Source organism: uncultured Helicobacter sp., from assembly GCF_937906905.1.
Taxonomy (GTDB): Bacteria; Campylobacterota; Campylobacteria; order Campylobacterales; family Helicobacteraceae; genus Helicobacter_B.
The window spans coordinates 140,064-153,311 of record NZ_CALERY010000002.1; the positions used below are offsets into that span (position 1 = coordinate 140,064).

Annotated in this window: 9 protein-coding genes and 1 tRNA gene; 5 read left to right on the forward strand and 5 right to left on the reverse strand. The window is 47.7% G+C overall.

The genetic code is table 11. From position 1 onward, the window contains the following. Window positions 1–54 precede the first annotated feature (54 nt). Window positions 55–1,467 (reverse strand): Na+/H+ antiporter NhaA, encoded by a 1,413-nt coding sequence (gene nhaA, locus Q0171_RS00760; RefSeq protein WP_299325675.1) that lies wholly within the window; start codon window positions 1,465–1,467, stop codon window positions 55–57. 114 nt (window positions 1,468–1,581) lie between these two features. Here nhaA and Q0171_RS00765 point away from each other — a divergent pair, with 114 nt between their 5' ends. From Q0171_RS00765 to Q0171_RS00775, 3 genes are all read left to right on the forward strand, one after another. After that, window positions 1,582–4,065 carry a dynamin family protein gene (locus Q0171_RS00765; protein ID WP_299325676.1) on the forward strand — a complete coding sequence of 828 codons (2,484 nt, stop codon included), beginning with the start codon at window positions 1,582–1,584 and terminating at the stop codon, window positions 4,063–4,065. Beyond that, on the forward strand, window positions 4,062–5,924 hold the full coding sequence (locus tag Q0171_RS00770) for a dynamin family protein (protein WP_299325677.1): 1,863 nt from the start codon (window positions 4,062–4,064) through the stop codon (window positions 5,922–5,924). Before Q0171_RS00765 ends, Q0171_RS00770 begins: the two co-directional genes overlap by 4 nt. A gap of 51 nt (window positions 5,925–5,975) precedes the next feature. Next, window positions 5,976–6,063 (forward strand) — tRNA-Ser (locus Q0171_RS00775). 114 nt (window positions 6,064–6,177) lie between these two features. On the opposite strand, the gene Q0171_RS00780 is transcribed toward Q0171_RS00775, so the two are convergent. The 4 genes from Q0171_RS00780 to Q0171_RS00795 are packed head-to-tail and all read right to left on the reverse strand — an operon-like array spanning window position 6,178 to window position 9,994. Then, window positions 6,178–7,587, reverse strand: a complete 1,410-nt coding sequence (locus Q0171_RS00780) for a UDP-N-acetylmuramoyl-L-alanyl-D-glutamate--2,6-diaminopimelate ligase (RefSeq protein ID WP_299325678.1) — start codon at window positions 7,585–7,587, stop codon at window positions 6,178–6,180. Next, window positions 7,584–8,771 (reverse strand): cbb3-type cytochrome oxidase assembly protein CcoS, encoded by a 1,188-nt coding sequence (ccoS, locus tag Q0171_RS00785; protein WP_299325680.1) that lies wholly within the window; start codon window positions 8,769–8,771, stop codon window positions 7,584–7,586. The genes Q0171_RS00780 and ccoS overlap by 4 nt, the downstream gene beginning before the upstream one ends. Next, entirely contained in the window at window positions 8,768–9,394 is a 627-nt protein-coding gene (gene maf / locus Q0171_RS00790; RefSeq protein ID WP_366113591.1) for a septum formation inhibitor Maf, read from the reverse strand. Before maf ends, ccoS begins: the two co-directional genes overlap by 4 nt. Before the next feature lie 60 nt (window positions 9,395–9,454). Continuing rightward, complete coding sequence (locus Q0171_RS00795; RefSeq protein WP_299325681.1) at window positions 9,455–9,994, reverse strand: flagellar FLiS export co-chaperone; 540 nt, start codon at window positions 9,992–9,994, stop codon at window positions 9,455–9,457. A 185-nt stretch (window positions 9,995–10,179) separates the two neighbouring features. On the opposite strand from Q0171_RS00795, the gene Q0171_RS00800 reads away from it, so the two are divergent. Then, a complete protein-coding gene (locus Q0171_RS00800; protein WP_299325682.1) occupies window positions 10,180–12,246 on the forward strand; it encodes a M99 family carboxypeptidase catalytic domain-containing protein in 2,067 nt (688 codons plus the stop codon). Between the two features lie 14 nt (window positions 12,247–12,260). Next, a complete protein-coding gene (locus Q0171_RS00805; protein WP_299325683.1) occupies window positions 12,261–13,115 on the forward strand; it encodes a DUF815 domain-containing protein in 855 nt (284 codons plus the stop codon). The last annotated feature ends 133 nt before the right edge of the window (window positions 13,116–13,248 follow it).

The following is a 13,248-nucleotide window of genomic DNA, read 5'->3' on the forward strand; positions in this document are numbered from 1 at the left end:
CTTCAATATACAATCTAGTGGGAATTTACGCGCGCATTGTAACACCCTATTTATTTACCTTTGCTTATAATCGCGTCTAAGCACAGAGAGGAATAACAAAAAGAGCGCGCCCACAAGCCCAGCTAGTAGCGAGCTACTAAGAATGGCGATTTTGGAGATTTCAGCAGCTTGCTTAGCGTGCTCTGTGCCTACAAATGCCAAATCCGAGACAAAAATCGACATCGTAAAACCAATACCCGCAAGCATACCAGCCCCCAGAATCTCACCCCAGGTAATCCCGGTAGGGCGGCTCGCGATCCCAAACTTCTCGCAGAGAAATGTGATGAGAAATATCCCCACAGGCTTGCCAATAAGCAGTCCTAGCATGACACCCAAAAACACATGATCAAGTGCAAAAATCGCGCTAAAGTCGATATCTCCATCAAGTCGCACCCCCGCATTGGCAAACCCAAAAAGCGGCATAATACAATATGCACTCCACGGGTGCAATGCGCGCTCGAGTCGCCCTAGTGGGCTTTGCACCATATGGATTTGACGCTGCATGTCGCGGAGATTCTCGACTTGCGATTCATTTAAAAATACCTGATCCTCACTCCTGCCGCGGATAAAACTCTCTGCAGTATTATTCACAAGCGGTGTGAAATCTTCCAAATCAAACTTAGGTCGCACAGGGATACAAAACGCCAGCGCGACAGCTGCAATCGTAGCATGGATTCCGCTATTATGGACGGCAAACCACAGCAAAACCCCCACAATGATATAAGGCGTAAGCTGCTTAATACCAAGACGATTAAACGCGATAAGCACGCCAATAAGCACTGCTGCCAAAAGCAAAAACCAATAATCCAGCGCACTTGTGTAAAACAATGCAATCACCACAATCGCACCCAAATCATCAACGACTGCTAGCGTTACTAGGAAAACTTTAAGAGCCATGGGGACGCGGGATTTTAGTAGCATAATAACACCAAGCGCAAATGCAATATCTGTAGCCATAGGGATCCCAAAGCCATGCGCAGAAGGTGTGCCAGCATTTAATGTAAAATAAATCGCTCCTGGCACAACCATTCCTCCAAGCGCAGCAAGTGCTGGGAATATAGCTTTTTTGAAGCTAGCAAGTTCGCCAAAAAGTATCTCGCGCTTAATCTCAAGCCCCACCATGAGAAAAAACAGCGCCATAAGCACATCACTAATCCAATGATGCATGCTAAAGCCGATAAACACGCTGCCATTTTCCCCTTGCGCGCCAAGGTGGGCGAGAAATGGAAAGGGGTGCATGAGACCTTGCACCTCGATACCAAGCTGCATGTGCCAGAAATTAAAATACATATCACTAAGCGGGGAGTTTGCGATAATCATCGCAAACACTGCGGCGAAAAACAAGAAAATCCCACCAAATGCTTCGCTTTTCAAAAAATTCAAAAAGACAGCACGAAGTCCTAATTTTTCTAGATTTTGCCTATCCATATCTCGCCTTTGCTTTCAAATGTAGTGGGAGAATTATAACAAGAATTCCTTAGGGTTTTTTGGTAGAATCTAGCGCGATAATTCCACGAAATACCACTATGAGCGAGTATAAACATGACTGCCGCACCATCTGCAGGAGATCCAAATCCAGATTCTTTTGAGTCCTTAGATTCCCTCAATAGCACCCCAGAACGCACGCCCTTTCATGTATTGCCAAAAGCACACCAAAATCTTATCCAGAGCTTTTTCCATGCCAATGGGCTGGCACAGATTTATACGACACAAGAAGCGAACAAAGCAGTAGATGAAAGCAAAATAAATGAGACAAAAACAGCAAAGATACATGAGCTTTGTGCGCAATCATGCGCAATCATTCTCTGTGCTAATGCACAAAATCTCGCCCACTTCCAGCGCACCAAAAGCTTTGCTAAGATTTTGGATTCTGCGCTTGGAGAATCTAGGGGCAGAGAATCTAGGAGAGAGAAGTCTAAGAGCCTTGAGCAAGATGTTGTAGATTCTGCAATGCCTCTGCTAGAATCTACATCTGTGCCAGAATCCACTCTCACACTCATCACTGCGCTCCAGTATGCGATTCTAAGCAGCATGACACCCGCAAGACTTCATACTATCAAAAGCTTCATGACACATATCATAGCAGCTGGACTGGTAGATATCCATACCGCACGCGAGATATTTGCGGTATTTGAGCAATTTTTGCGCGATTGTAGGCAAGCTTCCCAGAGCCAAGCCACTGCGCCTGCTAAGCCCATTGAGACAAAGGCTCTTGCCGATGAGTTTGCGAGCATTTGCGCCACACTCATAGCCACAGATCCAAGCACCAAGCATACACTAGAATCTGCACAGAAAAAGCTGCTTGAGCGTGGATTCTCCATAGGTGTAGCAGGTGTGCTAAGTGCTGGGAAAAGCAGCTTTCTTAACGCGCTTTTAGGTAAAGGCGTGCTTGGCACATCGACAATCCCAGAGACTGCGAGCCTCACGATCCTGCGCTATGGCGATCGGGAAAGCGCAGTGGTGGAGTTTTTTACCCAAGAGGAGTTTGAGGCGCTAGGAGCAGAATCTAGCACATGTGCGATAAGCCAGGAGAAGCGAGATCTCCTAGAAAAAGGCAGTATAGAAATCCCCCTAAATGAGCTTAGCCGCTACACTTCGGCAAATCATGAGGACAGATTCTGCGATTTGGTGAAGCGCGTTACACTCACGCTGCCACTTGAGTTTTTGCAAGGTGTGGAGATTGTAGATACGCCAGGCATTGATGACCCTGTGATAAAGCGCGAAGAACTCACAAAATCCTACATGAGCCAGTGCGATATGCTAATCTATGTGATGAATGCCAGCTGTGCTGCGACACAAAAGGACATGGAGTTTATCCTAGAATCCTTGCTTGGCGGGCATATCGCACGGCTGCTTGTGGTGCTAACGCGCTCGGATCTGCTAGGCAAACCCGAGCTAGAATCTAGCCTAAACTACACAAAAGAAAGCCTCCAGAGAGAGCTACAAAAAGCACGCTACGATGGCGATGTAGAGGGGCTTATTAAGCGGATAGATTTTATCCCTGTGGCAAGTCTCTATGCGCTTGGGTATAAGCTAGGTGATGAGAAGCTCATCGCACAGGCTAGGGAGCAAGGCTTTGCGCTGGAGCATACAGGGCTTCCGCAAGTGCAAGCCTACCTAGAATCCATGCTTTTTAGCGAGAATTCTCCCAAACAGCGCGACATGCTTTATAGCGCATATCGAACACTCCTTGGCGCGCTAGAATCCAGCAAATCCCAGCTTCTCATGCGCAAGCAGATTCTGCAAGCCTCAAGCCAGGATAGAGAGAAGATTATCCAAGAGCTTACTGCCAAAGAGCATGCCTTCACAGATCGTGCCAACACCCTTAGTCAAAAGCTCCAGAGCGTAAGTAGTGAGTTTAGCGCATATTTGGAGAATCTACTCGCGCTCATTAGTGCGCATCTGCATGCCCATACCCAGCGCATCTACACCCAGCTCTATGATGACATCACCTATGAATACTCCAAAAGCGCCAAACCTAGCAGTCAGCGCACACATACAATAATCGCCCGAAGCCTTGAAGATAGCTATCATGATATCCTGCGCGAATATAAGTATAAAGTTACAAAAAAGCTTGGCGATCTAAGCGCACTACTAGAATCCCAAAGCGACATCACGCAAGCTCTCCATATCCCGCCAATCACCTACACCAGCCACACCAAACAAATCCACACCATAGCCCAGAATCTAAACGCAACAATCCAAGCACTCATCAGCACCCATACCAAAGCCACACAAGAGCGCTTGCAATCTCCATTGCTAGAATCCTTGCGCACTGGGCTAGATGAGCTTGCAAAAGTGCTAGCACAAGAAAATATCCGCGTCCAAGGCGTGCTTGTGGGTGCGTTTGAGAGCTACAAATCTGCCCAGATCACAGCGCTAGAGCAGCAAGCCGCACACAATCTTGCCGCACTAGAATCCGCCAAAACACAAAGCCCCGATGCGCTGCCCACAATCCTTAGCGCGCAAAAAACAATCCACTCTCTACACAATGAAGTGCAAATCATCTTAAAGGCACTACGATGAGCCAAGAACCCTACAAAGCCCAAACCACAAGCCAAGAATCCACAGAATCCAACTCGGTGCTTGAGTGCTTTATCCAAGAATGCCTAGCTCTCATGCAGCACAACCCCACAGCACATGCCATAACCCAAGCCCGCTATGCCCTAAGCCGCGCAAACATGCTAACCCCAGCTATCAGTAGTGAGCTAGATTCTCTACTCCTAGAGCAAAAAGAGCCTATCACAATCGCTATTGTCGGGCAATTCTCCAGTGGGAAGAGCACATTTCTCAATGCACTTTTAGGGCAAGAAATCCTGCCTAGTGGGATTACGCCTATCACTGCTAAAGTCTGTAAAATCTGCTATGGAGATGAATACAGCCTGCATGTGCGCTACAAAGATGGCAGCCTCACGCAAAAGCCCCTTGACTTTCTCCACTCGATCGATACGCTAGAGAATATGAAAATTACAGATTTTACACTCTGCGCGCCCTGTGAAATCCTGCGATCTCTTAGCCTGCTTGATACGCCCGGATTTAACTCCCAAAACGCCATTGACACAGAGACAACAAATGCGATTCTAAAGCGTGTAGATGGGATTATCTGGCTCTCTCTTATCGATAATGTCGGCAAGCAGAGCGAGAAAGATATCTTGCATGCTCATGTCCGCCAATACGCCTCCAAAGCCCTCTGTGTGCTTAATCAAAAAGACCGCCTAAAAGATGAAAGCGAGATTGCCACGAGCCTGGAGTATGCTAGAAGCGCCTTTAGAGGGATATTTAGCCAGATTATCCCTATTTCTGCCAAGCTCGCGTTGCAAGCCCAAAATAGTCATGATAGTAGCAATAGCGCGCAAATGCTCACAGAATCCAATATCAACGCTGTGCTAGAATTTATCAATACCCAGTTTGCAAACAATGCAAGCGCGCTTAAAGAGCGTAAAATCCTGCGCAAACTCCGCACCATCATCACCCAAGCCCGCTGGCATATCCATCGCGCACGCAAAGGCATAAAATCCTACAAAAAAGCACTTGAAAGCCTTGATAGTTCTATGCGTGTCCATGCGCTTCAAAGCGGGTTGGAGAAAGAGTTTAAATCACTTTTTCTGCGCTATGATAGCGCGCTTGAGAATCTCGCACAAAGCATTTTTGCCAAGCTTGAAGAAGTGGAATTTGAGCTACCATTTATGCGAAAAGGTCTGCTTGGATTCCAGCGCGAGGATTTGAGCAAGCATCGAGCTATCATCATTCCTAAAGACACGCTTATTAGCAGATTTGGTAGTGATGAAAACACCATAGCAGTGGAGCTACGCACGCTTGGCTTTAGTATCGGGGCATTTGGGGAAGCATTTGGAGCATTTGTGCGAGACGAGCTAGAATCACTACTCCACACTGCTAGTGTGCTAGAGCTGGATTCTAGGCTTGCTATGGCGGGTGAGCAGGGGTGGAATCTAGCTCAAAGCACCATTCATGCGCTACTTTTTAGCACCACCCAGCCCATACTCACAAGGCTTCAAAGCACGCTCGATTCCCTCAAGCTTCTCATCACCCTAAACTACCCCAATGCCCTAACGCTCGCACTCACCACGCTTGATAGTAAAATCCAATACGCCCTGCACAAGCACAAACAAAATCCAAAAGACTTCGCGCTTTTTACCCCCACGCTAGAAAATATCCGCGATAGCCTAAATACAGCGCTGCATTTCCTAAGCTTCCAAGACAAACTCTCTCTCCAAAATGCACTCTACAAAAAAACACTCTGGGAGCTAAGTCAAGCCTACATGGAGTGCGCACAATCAGGCACACAAGCGCTAGCGCCCATAGAATCTAGCCTCGAGACAAAAGCACATATACTAGCGCAATTGCTCCATAAGCAGACTAAGTAGATTGACCTTATTTTATGGATTCTGCGGAGATTTTGCTATAATGTCGGCTTTAGAGAGGTGTCCGAGTGGTTGAAGGAGCACGCCTGGAACGCGTGTAAGGTGCAAGCCTTCGAGGGTTCGAATCCCTTCCTCTCTGCCATACTTGCGCAATATGTCCCCAATCTTTCTTGCAAATGTTTTATCTAAAGTTACATCTACTTCACATGCAGCTTGACGCACAAGTCTTTATCTATTAGATTTTCAGCTACTTTTACTATCTCTGGCGCAATGCTTCGCGCACTTCCTCACGATCATCAAAATGCTCTATGTGATCGCCGATGATTTGACAGGTCTCATCGCCTTTGCCAAGGATTAGCAGAATCTCATTTGGCGCGAGATTCTGCACAGCATGGCGGATACTTGCTCGCCGATTGGTATCGATATGGATAGGCTTAGATTCTGGTGTATTAAAGTCCGGAATCCCCTGCAAAATATCATCAATAATCCCTTGTGGATCTTCGCTGCGCGGATTATCACTAGTGATATAAAGTCTTTTGGCGTATTTGTAGGCACATGCACCCATTTTTGGGCGCTTGCTCCTGTCTCGATCGCCACCTGCGCCAAATACCACCACAATATCGCGCCCAATAAAGCTCTCAAATATCGCTTCCATGCCATCGTGTGTATGCGCAAAATCTACTAGCACAAGTGGCTCCTCGCTCACCACTTCCATGCGCCCTTCCACTCCGCCAAAGCGCTCTAATGCCTGCGCGATAGATTCTAGCTCCGCACCGCTTATGATACGCACGCAAGTGATTGCGGCTAAAATGTTATAGAGATTATGCTTACCATAAAGCTGGGCATGGACTACTGCGCGCTCGATTGCGCTATGCCTAGCAAAGCTTACAGAATCCACCCGCGCATGGGAATCTCTCCTGGCTCCACCCGCCACTAAACTATCGGTATCTAGGCTAGATTCTGGTAGCCTTAAGCTCACATGCGCAGTTATCCCCCGATCGAGGCTATAAGCATCGACTTTGCAGTTGGCGTTAGATTCTATGGCGTAAGTAATAACATCTTGGGGATTATAGAGCGCGCGCTTCTCATCAGCATTGATGATTTTCGCGCCAGAATTTAGCGCAGAGTCTAGGAAAAAGCTGTTTTTCACGCGGATATATTCTTCTTGGGTCTTGTGGTAGTCAAGGTGGTCGCTGGTAATGTTGGTTAGGATTCTAGCTACAAATGTTATGCCCGCTATACGCTCTTGCTCGATAGCATGTGAGCTTACTTCCATGACGACAAACTCACACTCCCGCACCATGTCAAAAATCTCATAAAGCTCGAGCACACTAGGGGTGGTTAGCCCCTTTGGTTTTAGGCGTTTGTCATTGGCAAATACCCCTCGTGTGCCAATGAGCGCGCAGGATCGGGAGAGGTCAAGCAGCAGCGAGTAGATGATAGCTGATGTGGTGGTTTTGCCATTGGTGCCGGTTATGCCAATGATTTTTGGCAATGGGGCAAAAAGCCCAGGAAGCTCGTGGGCATCTATTGTAGGGTGGTTTGGAGCGAAAGGAGCGTTGCGCTTGGTGCGCACAAAAAGCGTAGCAGAATCCAGCTCCCGAGAATCATCGCTTAGATACTCATAGGCGACACCCTCATGCGTGCAGGATTTAGCGATTTTCATTTGCTAGCAAGATAGGAGATGATTTTCTCTGCTTGCGCGATTGCAGTAGCCACAGACGCACCAGATTTAAACATAATATCCCCCGCGGCAAACACACCTTCAACCGAAGTTTCTAGATTCTCGCTGACTTTTGGGATATTGTTTTCATCAAGCTCGATTTGGCATTTTTTCAAAAAATCCACAGGCGATGAACCACCAATGGCATAAATAGCGCGATCAAATATATCACTGCTGCCGTCATTGTAATGCACTTGGATTTTGCCCTCGCTATCACTTAGACTCTCGATATCCACGCCAAGCTTAGTTTTGAGCGCACCTTTGGCGATGACATCTTCGAGAGCCTGTTTATTGACATCGTTGATTCTGGCAAATTCTGTGCGACGATAATTTAGTGTAACATCATGTGTGGCACACAGGTCAATCGCGTATTCTACTGCCGAGTTCCCACCACCTACGATGAGCAGGCGTTCATTTGATTGGATAGTTGAGGTGTTGTAATTGACTTGGCGCAGGAGGGTCGATGGGACTTTGTAGCTAGGTTTGTTTGGTTGTCCCATTTTGCCAATGGCGATGATGGCATAGCACGCATTTAGAGTGGTGTTGGAGCTGGTGCGGATAAGCAGGCTTCCATCATCTTGCTTTTGGATAGATTCTACATCATGCTCATAGGCGATATTGATATGGTGCTTGGCTAGGAGCTCATCAAACATCGCTAGCGCGCCTTCTTTGTTTGTATCACTAAAGTCAATCGCGCCTTTTAGCTCCACATGCTCGCCTTTATAATCACGATCCACGCGTTTGCCATCTTTGTAGAATTTACGCAGCGTGGCATTATGCTCTTTGCCTTTTTCCAGCAGGATACAGCTGTTTGCGCCATTTTCACCTAGATTTTTTAGCGCACATTCTACTGCTGCACTAATCCCGCCTGGACCTGCGCCAATAACCGCCAAAGTGTAGTGATTCATAGTTTGCTCCTTTATGTGTGTGTTGTGTTGGGCAAGCTTGCGCTGGGAGATGGCGTAGGAGAGATTAAGATCCTCCACGCTATCAAATAGCGCGCCATGTGTGATTTTGTTAGCATCATCAAACTGCCCGCTCCTAAGCCCCCAGAGAAACACTATAAGCCCGATGAGCCCGATGAGCAAGGAGACAATGAGCATGATTGTGATGACTTCAGTATTCACAGCAGCCCCAAAAATACTAAAAGCTTCTCTATACTAAGCCCTAGTGCGCTGGATTCTAGTCCTACTTGTGTGCGGATATAGCGCCTATGAAAACCCTCCACCATGACACACCCAGCTTTACCCCGCCACAAGCCAGAATCCACATACTCGCGCAAATGAGCTTCATCAAAGCGCCCTAACTCCAAATGACACGCACTCATGTCAGTAAAACTCCCTCTCTGGCTCTTGTAGGCAAGAGCTGTGAGAATGCTCACCCGCTTGGTGCTTTGGAATTCTAGCATATTTATAGCTTCTTGTTTATTTTTGGCTTTGCGAAGTAGCTTGCCCTCCACGCTTACCACACTATCAGCACAGAGAATCCCACCACGCAGAGCATCTTCTAGCTTGTTTTCTTGCGCAAGCACAAAAAGGGTGGATTCTAGCTTTTTGATACATGCCATATAGGCAAAGCACTTAGGATCACTGATTGCCAAGCTCTCCTCATCAAACCCGCTTTCAATTTGCGCAAAAGCAATCCCTTGCGAGCGCAATATCTCTGCTCGCACAGGGCTTAGGCTAGCAAGAAGCAGTGGAGGGGTGGTGCTGGTGGGACTAGCGCAAGACATAGCAGGTGTGGCAGACATGAAAAGTGTGGCAGAATCTAAATCCACCACGATTGTGCTTGATTTTAGATTCTGCCATGTCTAGGAGCGTTTAGCAAAGATTGAAGCATCAAATTGATTGAAATTATGCGATGATGTGGTAGTGCCTCTGCCAAAAAGGCTTTCTCCAGCAATCGCCTCTGCAAGCGCACTTAGACTTTGTGTAATCTCTGTCATCTTATCCTGCATATAGCCCACAAACCCGCTAAAATCTCCGCGATCAAGCAGCGGCATGGGAGAAGGATTTTCTAGCTCGATTTTCCTCGCCCCTACTTTGGCGCTAAGCGTGGAGTCAAACAGCTCATTCCCCATGAATTTGCATTGTGCGATTTGCTCTTGGATTTGATAGATTGTGAGCTGATCTTGGATTTCATCATTGCCAAGTGCGTTAGCGGATTCTAGGATTTTTTTGCAGGTGTTTTTAAGGATTTGCAGTGCGCCTGTGAGCTCATTTGCACTTTTGATATCCTCGCCGAAATCTTGAATCCGCTGGGATTTGTAGAGAGGGATTTGGATTTTCTGCTCGAGCCCAAACTCACCGACATATTTTTTGAATGTTTCTAGAATGTCTTTTTGCTGCATGGCTACTCCTGCTGTGATTTGCTTGGTGATGAAGCATTTTTCGTTCCTTTAAGCTACCATTGTGCGTGCTACACGCTTAGTGCATGCAATACAGCGTATTTATGTAGGATTGCGCAAGTTTGCTATAATCCGCGCTTTACTTGAGTTTAGCTTTGTGTTTGATTCTCTGCTATTAAGGAGTGGCGATGTTTGCGAGATTTGGGTTGAAAGTCTGCTGGCAGGCTAGTTGTTGTATCATCGTGGGACTGCTTGGGGTATTTGCGCAAGCTCATGCGACACCTGTGAGCGCGATTGATTTTGAGGTTGTGAAAAAGGAGGCTTCAAGCTCACCTACACTGCTCCTGCTAGGTGGGATACAGGGCGATGAGCCAGGCGGATTTAACGCGACAAATATCTTTCTCAACCACTACACACTAAAACGCGGTAGTGTCTGGGTGGTCCCTGTGCTAAACCCTCACTCCATGCTGCGTAATCACCGCGGAATCTATGATGACATGAATCGCAAGTTTGCCAAGCTCGATCCTAAAGACCCCGAAGCCCCACTCATTGAGCATGTCAAAACGCTCATTAGAGATGAGCGCGTGCAGGTGGTGCTACATTTGCACGATGGGAGCGGATTCTACCGCCCAAGCTTTGAAAGCAAGCTTGCTAATCCCAATCGCTGGGGCAACTGCACTGTTATCGATCAAGATGTGCTAGAGGGCGTAAAGTTTGGGGAGCTTAAGGAGATTGGCACCTATATCACAGAGCATATCAACTCCCATCTCCTAGCCCCAATCCACCGCTACCATCTCCATAACACAGAGACCGAGCAAAAAGACCCAGAAATGCAAAAGGCTTTGACATTTTATGCGATAAATCAAGGCAAACCTGGCTACGCAAATGAAGCGAGCAAAGAGCTTGGTGTGGCACAGAGAGTGTATTACCACCTGTTAGCCATTGAGGCGCTGCTTACCAAAATTGGCATAGAATACGAACGAGACTTCGAGCTAACCCCCCAAAATGTCCAAAACGCCATCAAAGATCACAGCCAAACTTTTGCCATAGAATCTCTCCCTGAGCTCCCACTTTTTGGCTTGCGCCCACTACTTAGCAATTTCCCTATACCTAAGGGCAAGCAAGCTCATGAGATTGCTATCGACTCTAGCAACAAGATTCTGGGATTTTTGCCCAGAAAAGATGAGCGTGGCAACCCCCAGCTCGTGCTGAAATATGGCAACAATGTCATGACCAAAATCACGCCAAAATATATCCAGCCCTACGAGGGCAATAGCGCTGCACTAGAATCCATACAAGCCAATATCGATGGAGAGCAGCGCAACATCAGTGTGGGCGAGCGAGTGCGCGTGGATCGAGAAATAGCCCTGCCTAGACAAATCGCACTTGATGACTCTAGCCATGCACTTATCAAAGTCATAGGGCTTATGGGCAATCCCAGCCACATTACCAAATCATCGCTCAATCCAAGCGCAAGCCTTGATAAAGCTGGCAAGCTCTATCGCGCAGAAGTCTATATCCGCCAGAGCCAGCCCCAAGAATCTAAGGCAGAATCTAGCGGGGATTTTAATCTGGATTCTGCGCCACAGCCTAGTGCGCTAGACTCTAGCCCAAACAGCGAGACAACAGGCAATCCAAGCTCTGTGCGCGTGCAGGTAAATCTCGCTAATATTCGCGCCAAGCCTAGCGTGGATTCTGCGATTGCTGGCATGGTGGGGCGAGGCATGGAGCTAGAAGTGCTAGATAGAGTGCAAGCCTCGCAAGGAGAGTGGATCAAAGTGCGTTATATCTATAAAGACGCACAAATTAGTGGCTATATCCTAGCAAACCTTACCAAAGCAGCTAGTAGTGCGACATCACTTGCGCGCGTGCAGGTAAATCTCGCTAATATTCGCGCCAAGCCTAGCGTGGATTCTGCGATTGTAGCAAAAGCTCCGCGCGGACGGATTATGGAAGTGCTAGCGACAGAGTTTATAGAATCTAGTCCAGATTCTACGCCACAGCCTAGCACGCTAGATTCTAGTCAAGCCCCCACACAAGCCTTGCCACAAAAATGGGCGCAGATCCATTATGTTTATGGCGCCAAAGGTGCAGAGCGCGATATTAAAGGCTGGATTCTAGCGCGCTTGCTTACACCGCTTGATCGCCACTCTTCTGCGCAATCCACTCCAGTATCCAGCCCCAAGCCCTCGCCAAAACCGCCCAAATACAAGGAGTATTTCGGCGGTATGATCGTGCTTGAGTTTGCTCAATAATTTTTGATAGAGCCATGCGCACGACATACCCTACCCTCCTAGAAGCACTTGAGAATGCCAATTTCGCCAAGCACAGAGCCTACACCACACGCGCACTTGGAGCAAACAGATCTTGCTTCTATCTGCACCCTATCACAGAGTTTGGCGCTGTGCCTAGGCTCGCTGGCATAGAGTCCCAAGCCGCCATGCTTGCCAACAATACTAATGCTTTCATGCACTCCCAGCCAGCTCTGCATGCGCTACTCTATGGAGCGCGAGGCTGCGGGAAGAGCTCTCTTGTCAAAGCCACGCTGCTCCCGTATCTGCTTGATCCTGCTTCAAGTCTGCGTGTCTTAGAGCTTGAATCTGCCCACATCACGCAGCTACCATGTGTGTTTGATGTGCTGCGAGAGCTGGAGTATCGCTTCATCATTTTCTGCGATGATTTGTCTTTCCGCACTGGTGATAGTGCGTATCGCGGGGTGAAAAGCGCATTGCAAGGCTCGCTAGAAGCCCCTGCAAGCAATATCCTCCTCTATGCCACAAGCAATATCCGCAAAATCATAGAATCCACCAACAACCTTACGCCAAGCGATGAAATCACGCATGAGGAGCTCGCCCTTAGCGATCGATTTGGCTTGCAGATTGGGTTTTATAACATGGGGACACAGGAATATCTCGCCTTAATAGCACAATATCTTAGTAGCAATAGCAGACAGGAGATTGGCTCTTTGGATTCTCACACACCAGAATCTAGCACAGATTCTAGCGCGAGTGCCCTACCCCAGAATCTAGCTCAAAGCGCACTAAATTTCGCAGCCAAAATGGGCGGGAGAAATGCGCGTATCGCGGAAGAGTTTTGTATTGCCTGGCGCAATGGCACGCTTTAGTGCTTTGGGGATTTGCGCGTGGTGGGCTATTAACACCTTGATACTCTCATTCGCCACACGCAACTTGCGCTATAATAGCACAAATCATCTCCAAACATCTCGCAGCTGCTTTGCAAGCACCCTGTCTAAGGAT

What these genes read in the sequence shown, in the direction of transcription:
- nhaA (WP_299325675.1), bottom strand. Translation starts at nt 1,467, where the DNA reads ATGGATAGGCAAAATCTAGAAAAATTAGGACTTCGTGCTGTCTTTTTG.
- Q0171_RS00765 (WP_299325676.1), top strand. Translation starts at nt 1,582, where the DNA reads ATGACTGCCGCACCATCTGCAGGAGATCCAAATCCAGATTCTTTTGAG.
- Q0171_RS00770 (WP_299325677.1), top strand. Translation starts at nt 4,062, where the DNA reads ATGAGCCAAGAACCCTACAAAGCCCAAACCACAAGCCAAGAATCCACA.
- Q0171_RS00780 (WP_299325678.1), bottom strand. Translation starts at nt 7,587, where the DNA reads ATGAAAATCGCTAAATCCTGCACGCATGAGGGTGTCGCCTATGAGTAT.
- maf (WP_366113591.1), bottom strand. Translation starts at nt 9,394, where the DNA reads ATGTCTGCCACACCTGCTATGTCTTGCGCTAGTCCCACCAGCACCACC.
- Q0171_RS00795 (WP_299325681.1), bottom strand. Translation starts at nt 9,994, where the DNA reads ATGCAGCAAAAAGACATTCTAGAAACATTCAAAAAATATGTCGGTGAG.
- Q0171_RS00800 (WP_299325682.1), top strand. Translation starts at nt 10,180, where the DNA reads ATGTTTGCGAGATTTGGGTTGAAAGTCTGCTGGCAGGCTAGTTGTTGT.
- Q0171_RS00805 (WP_299325683.1), top strand. Translation starts at nt 12,261, where the DNA reads ATGCGCACGACATACCCTACCCTCCTAGAAGCACTTGAGAATGCCAAT.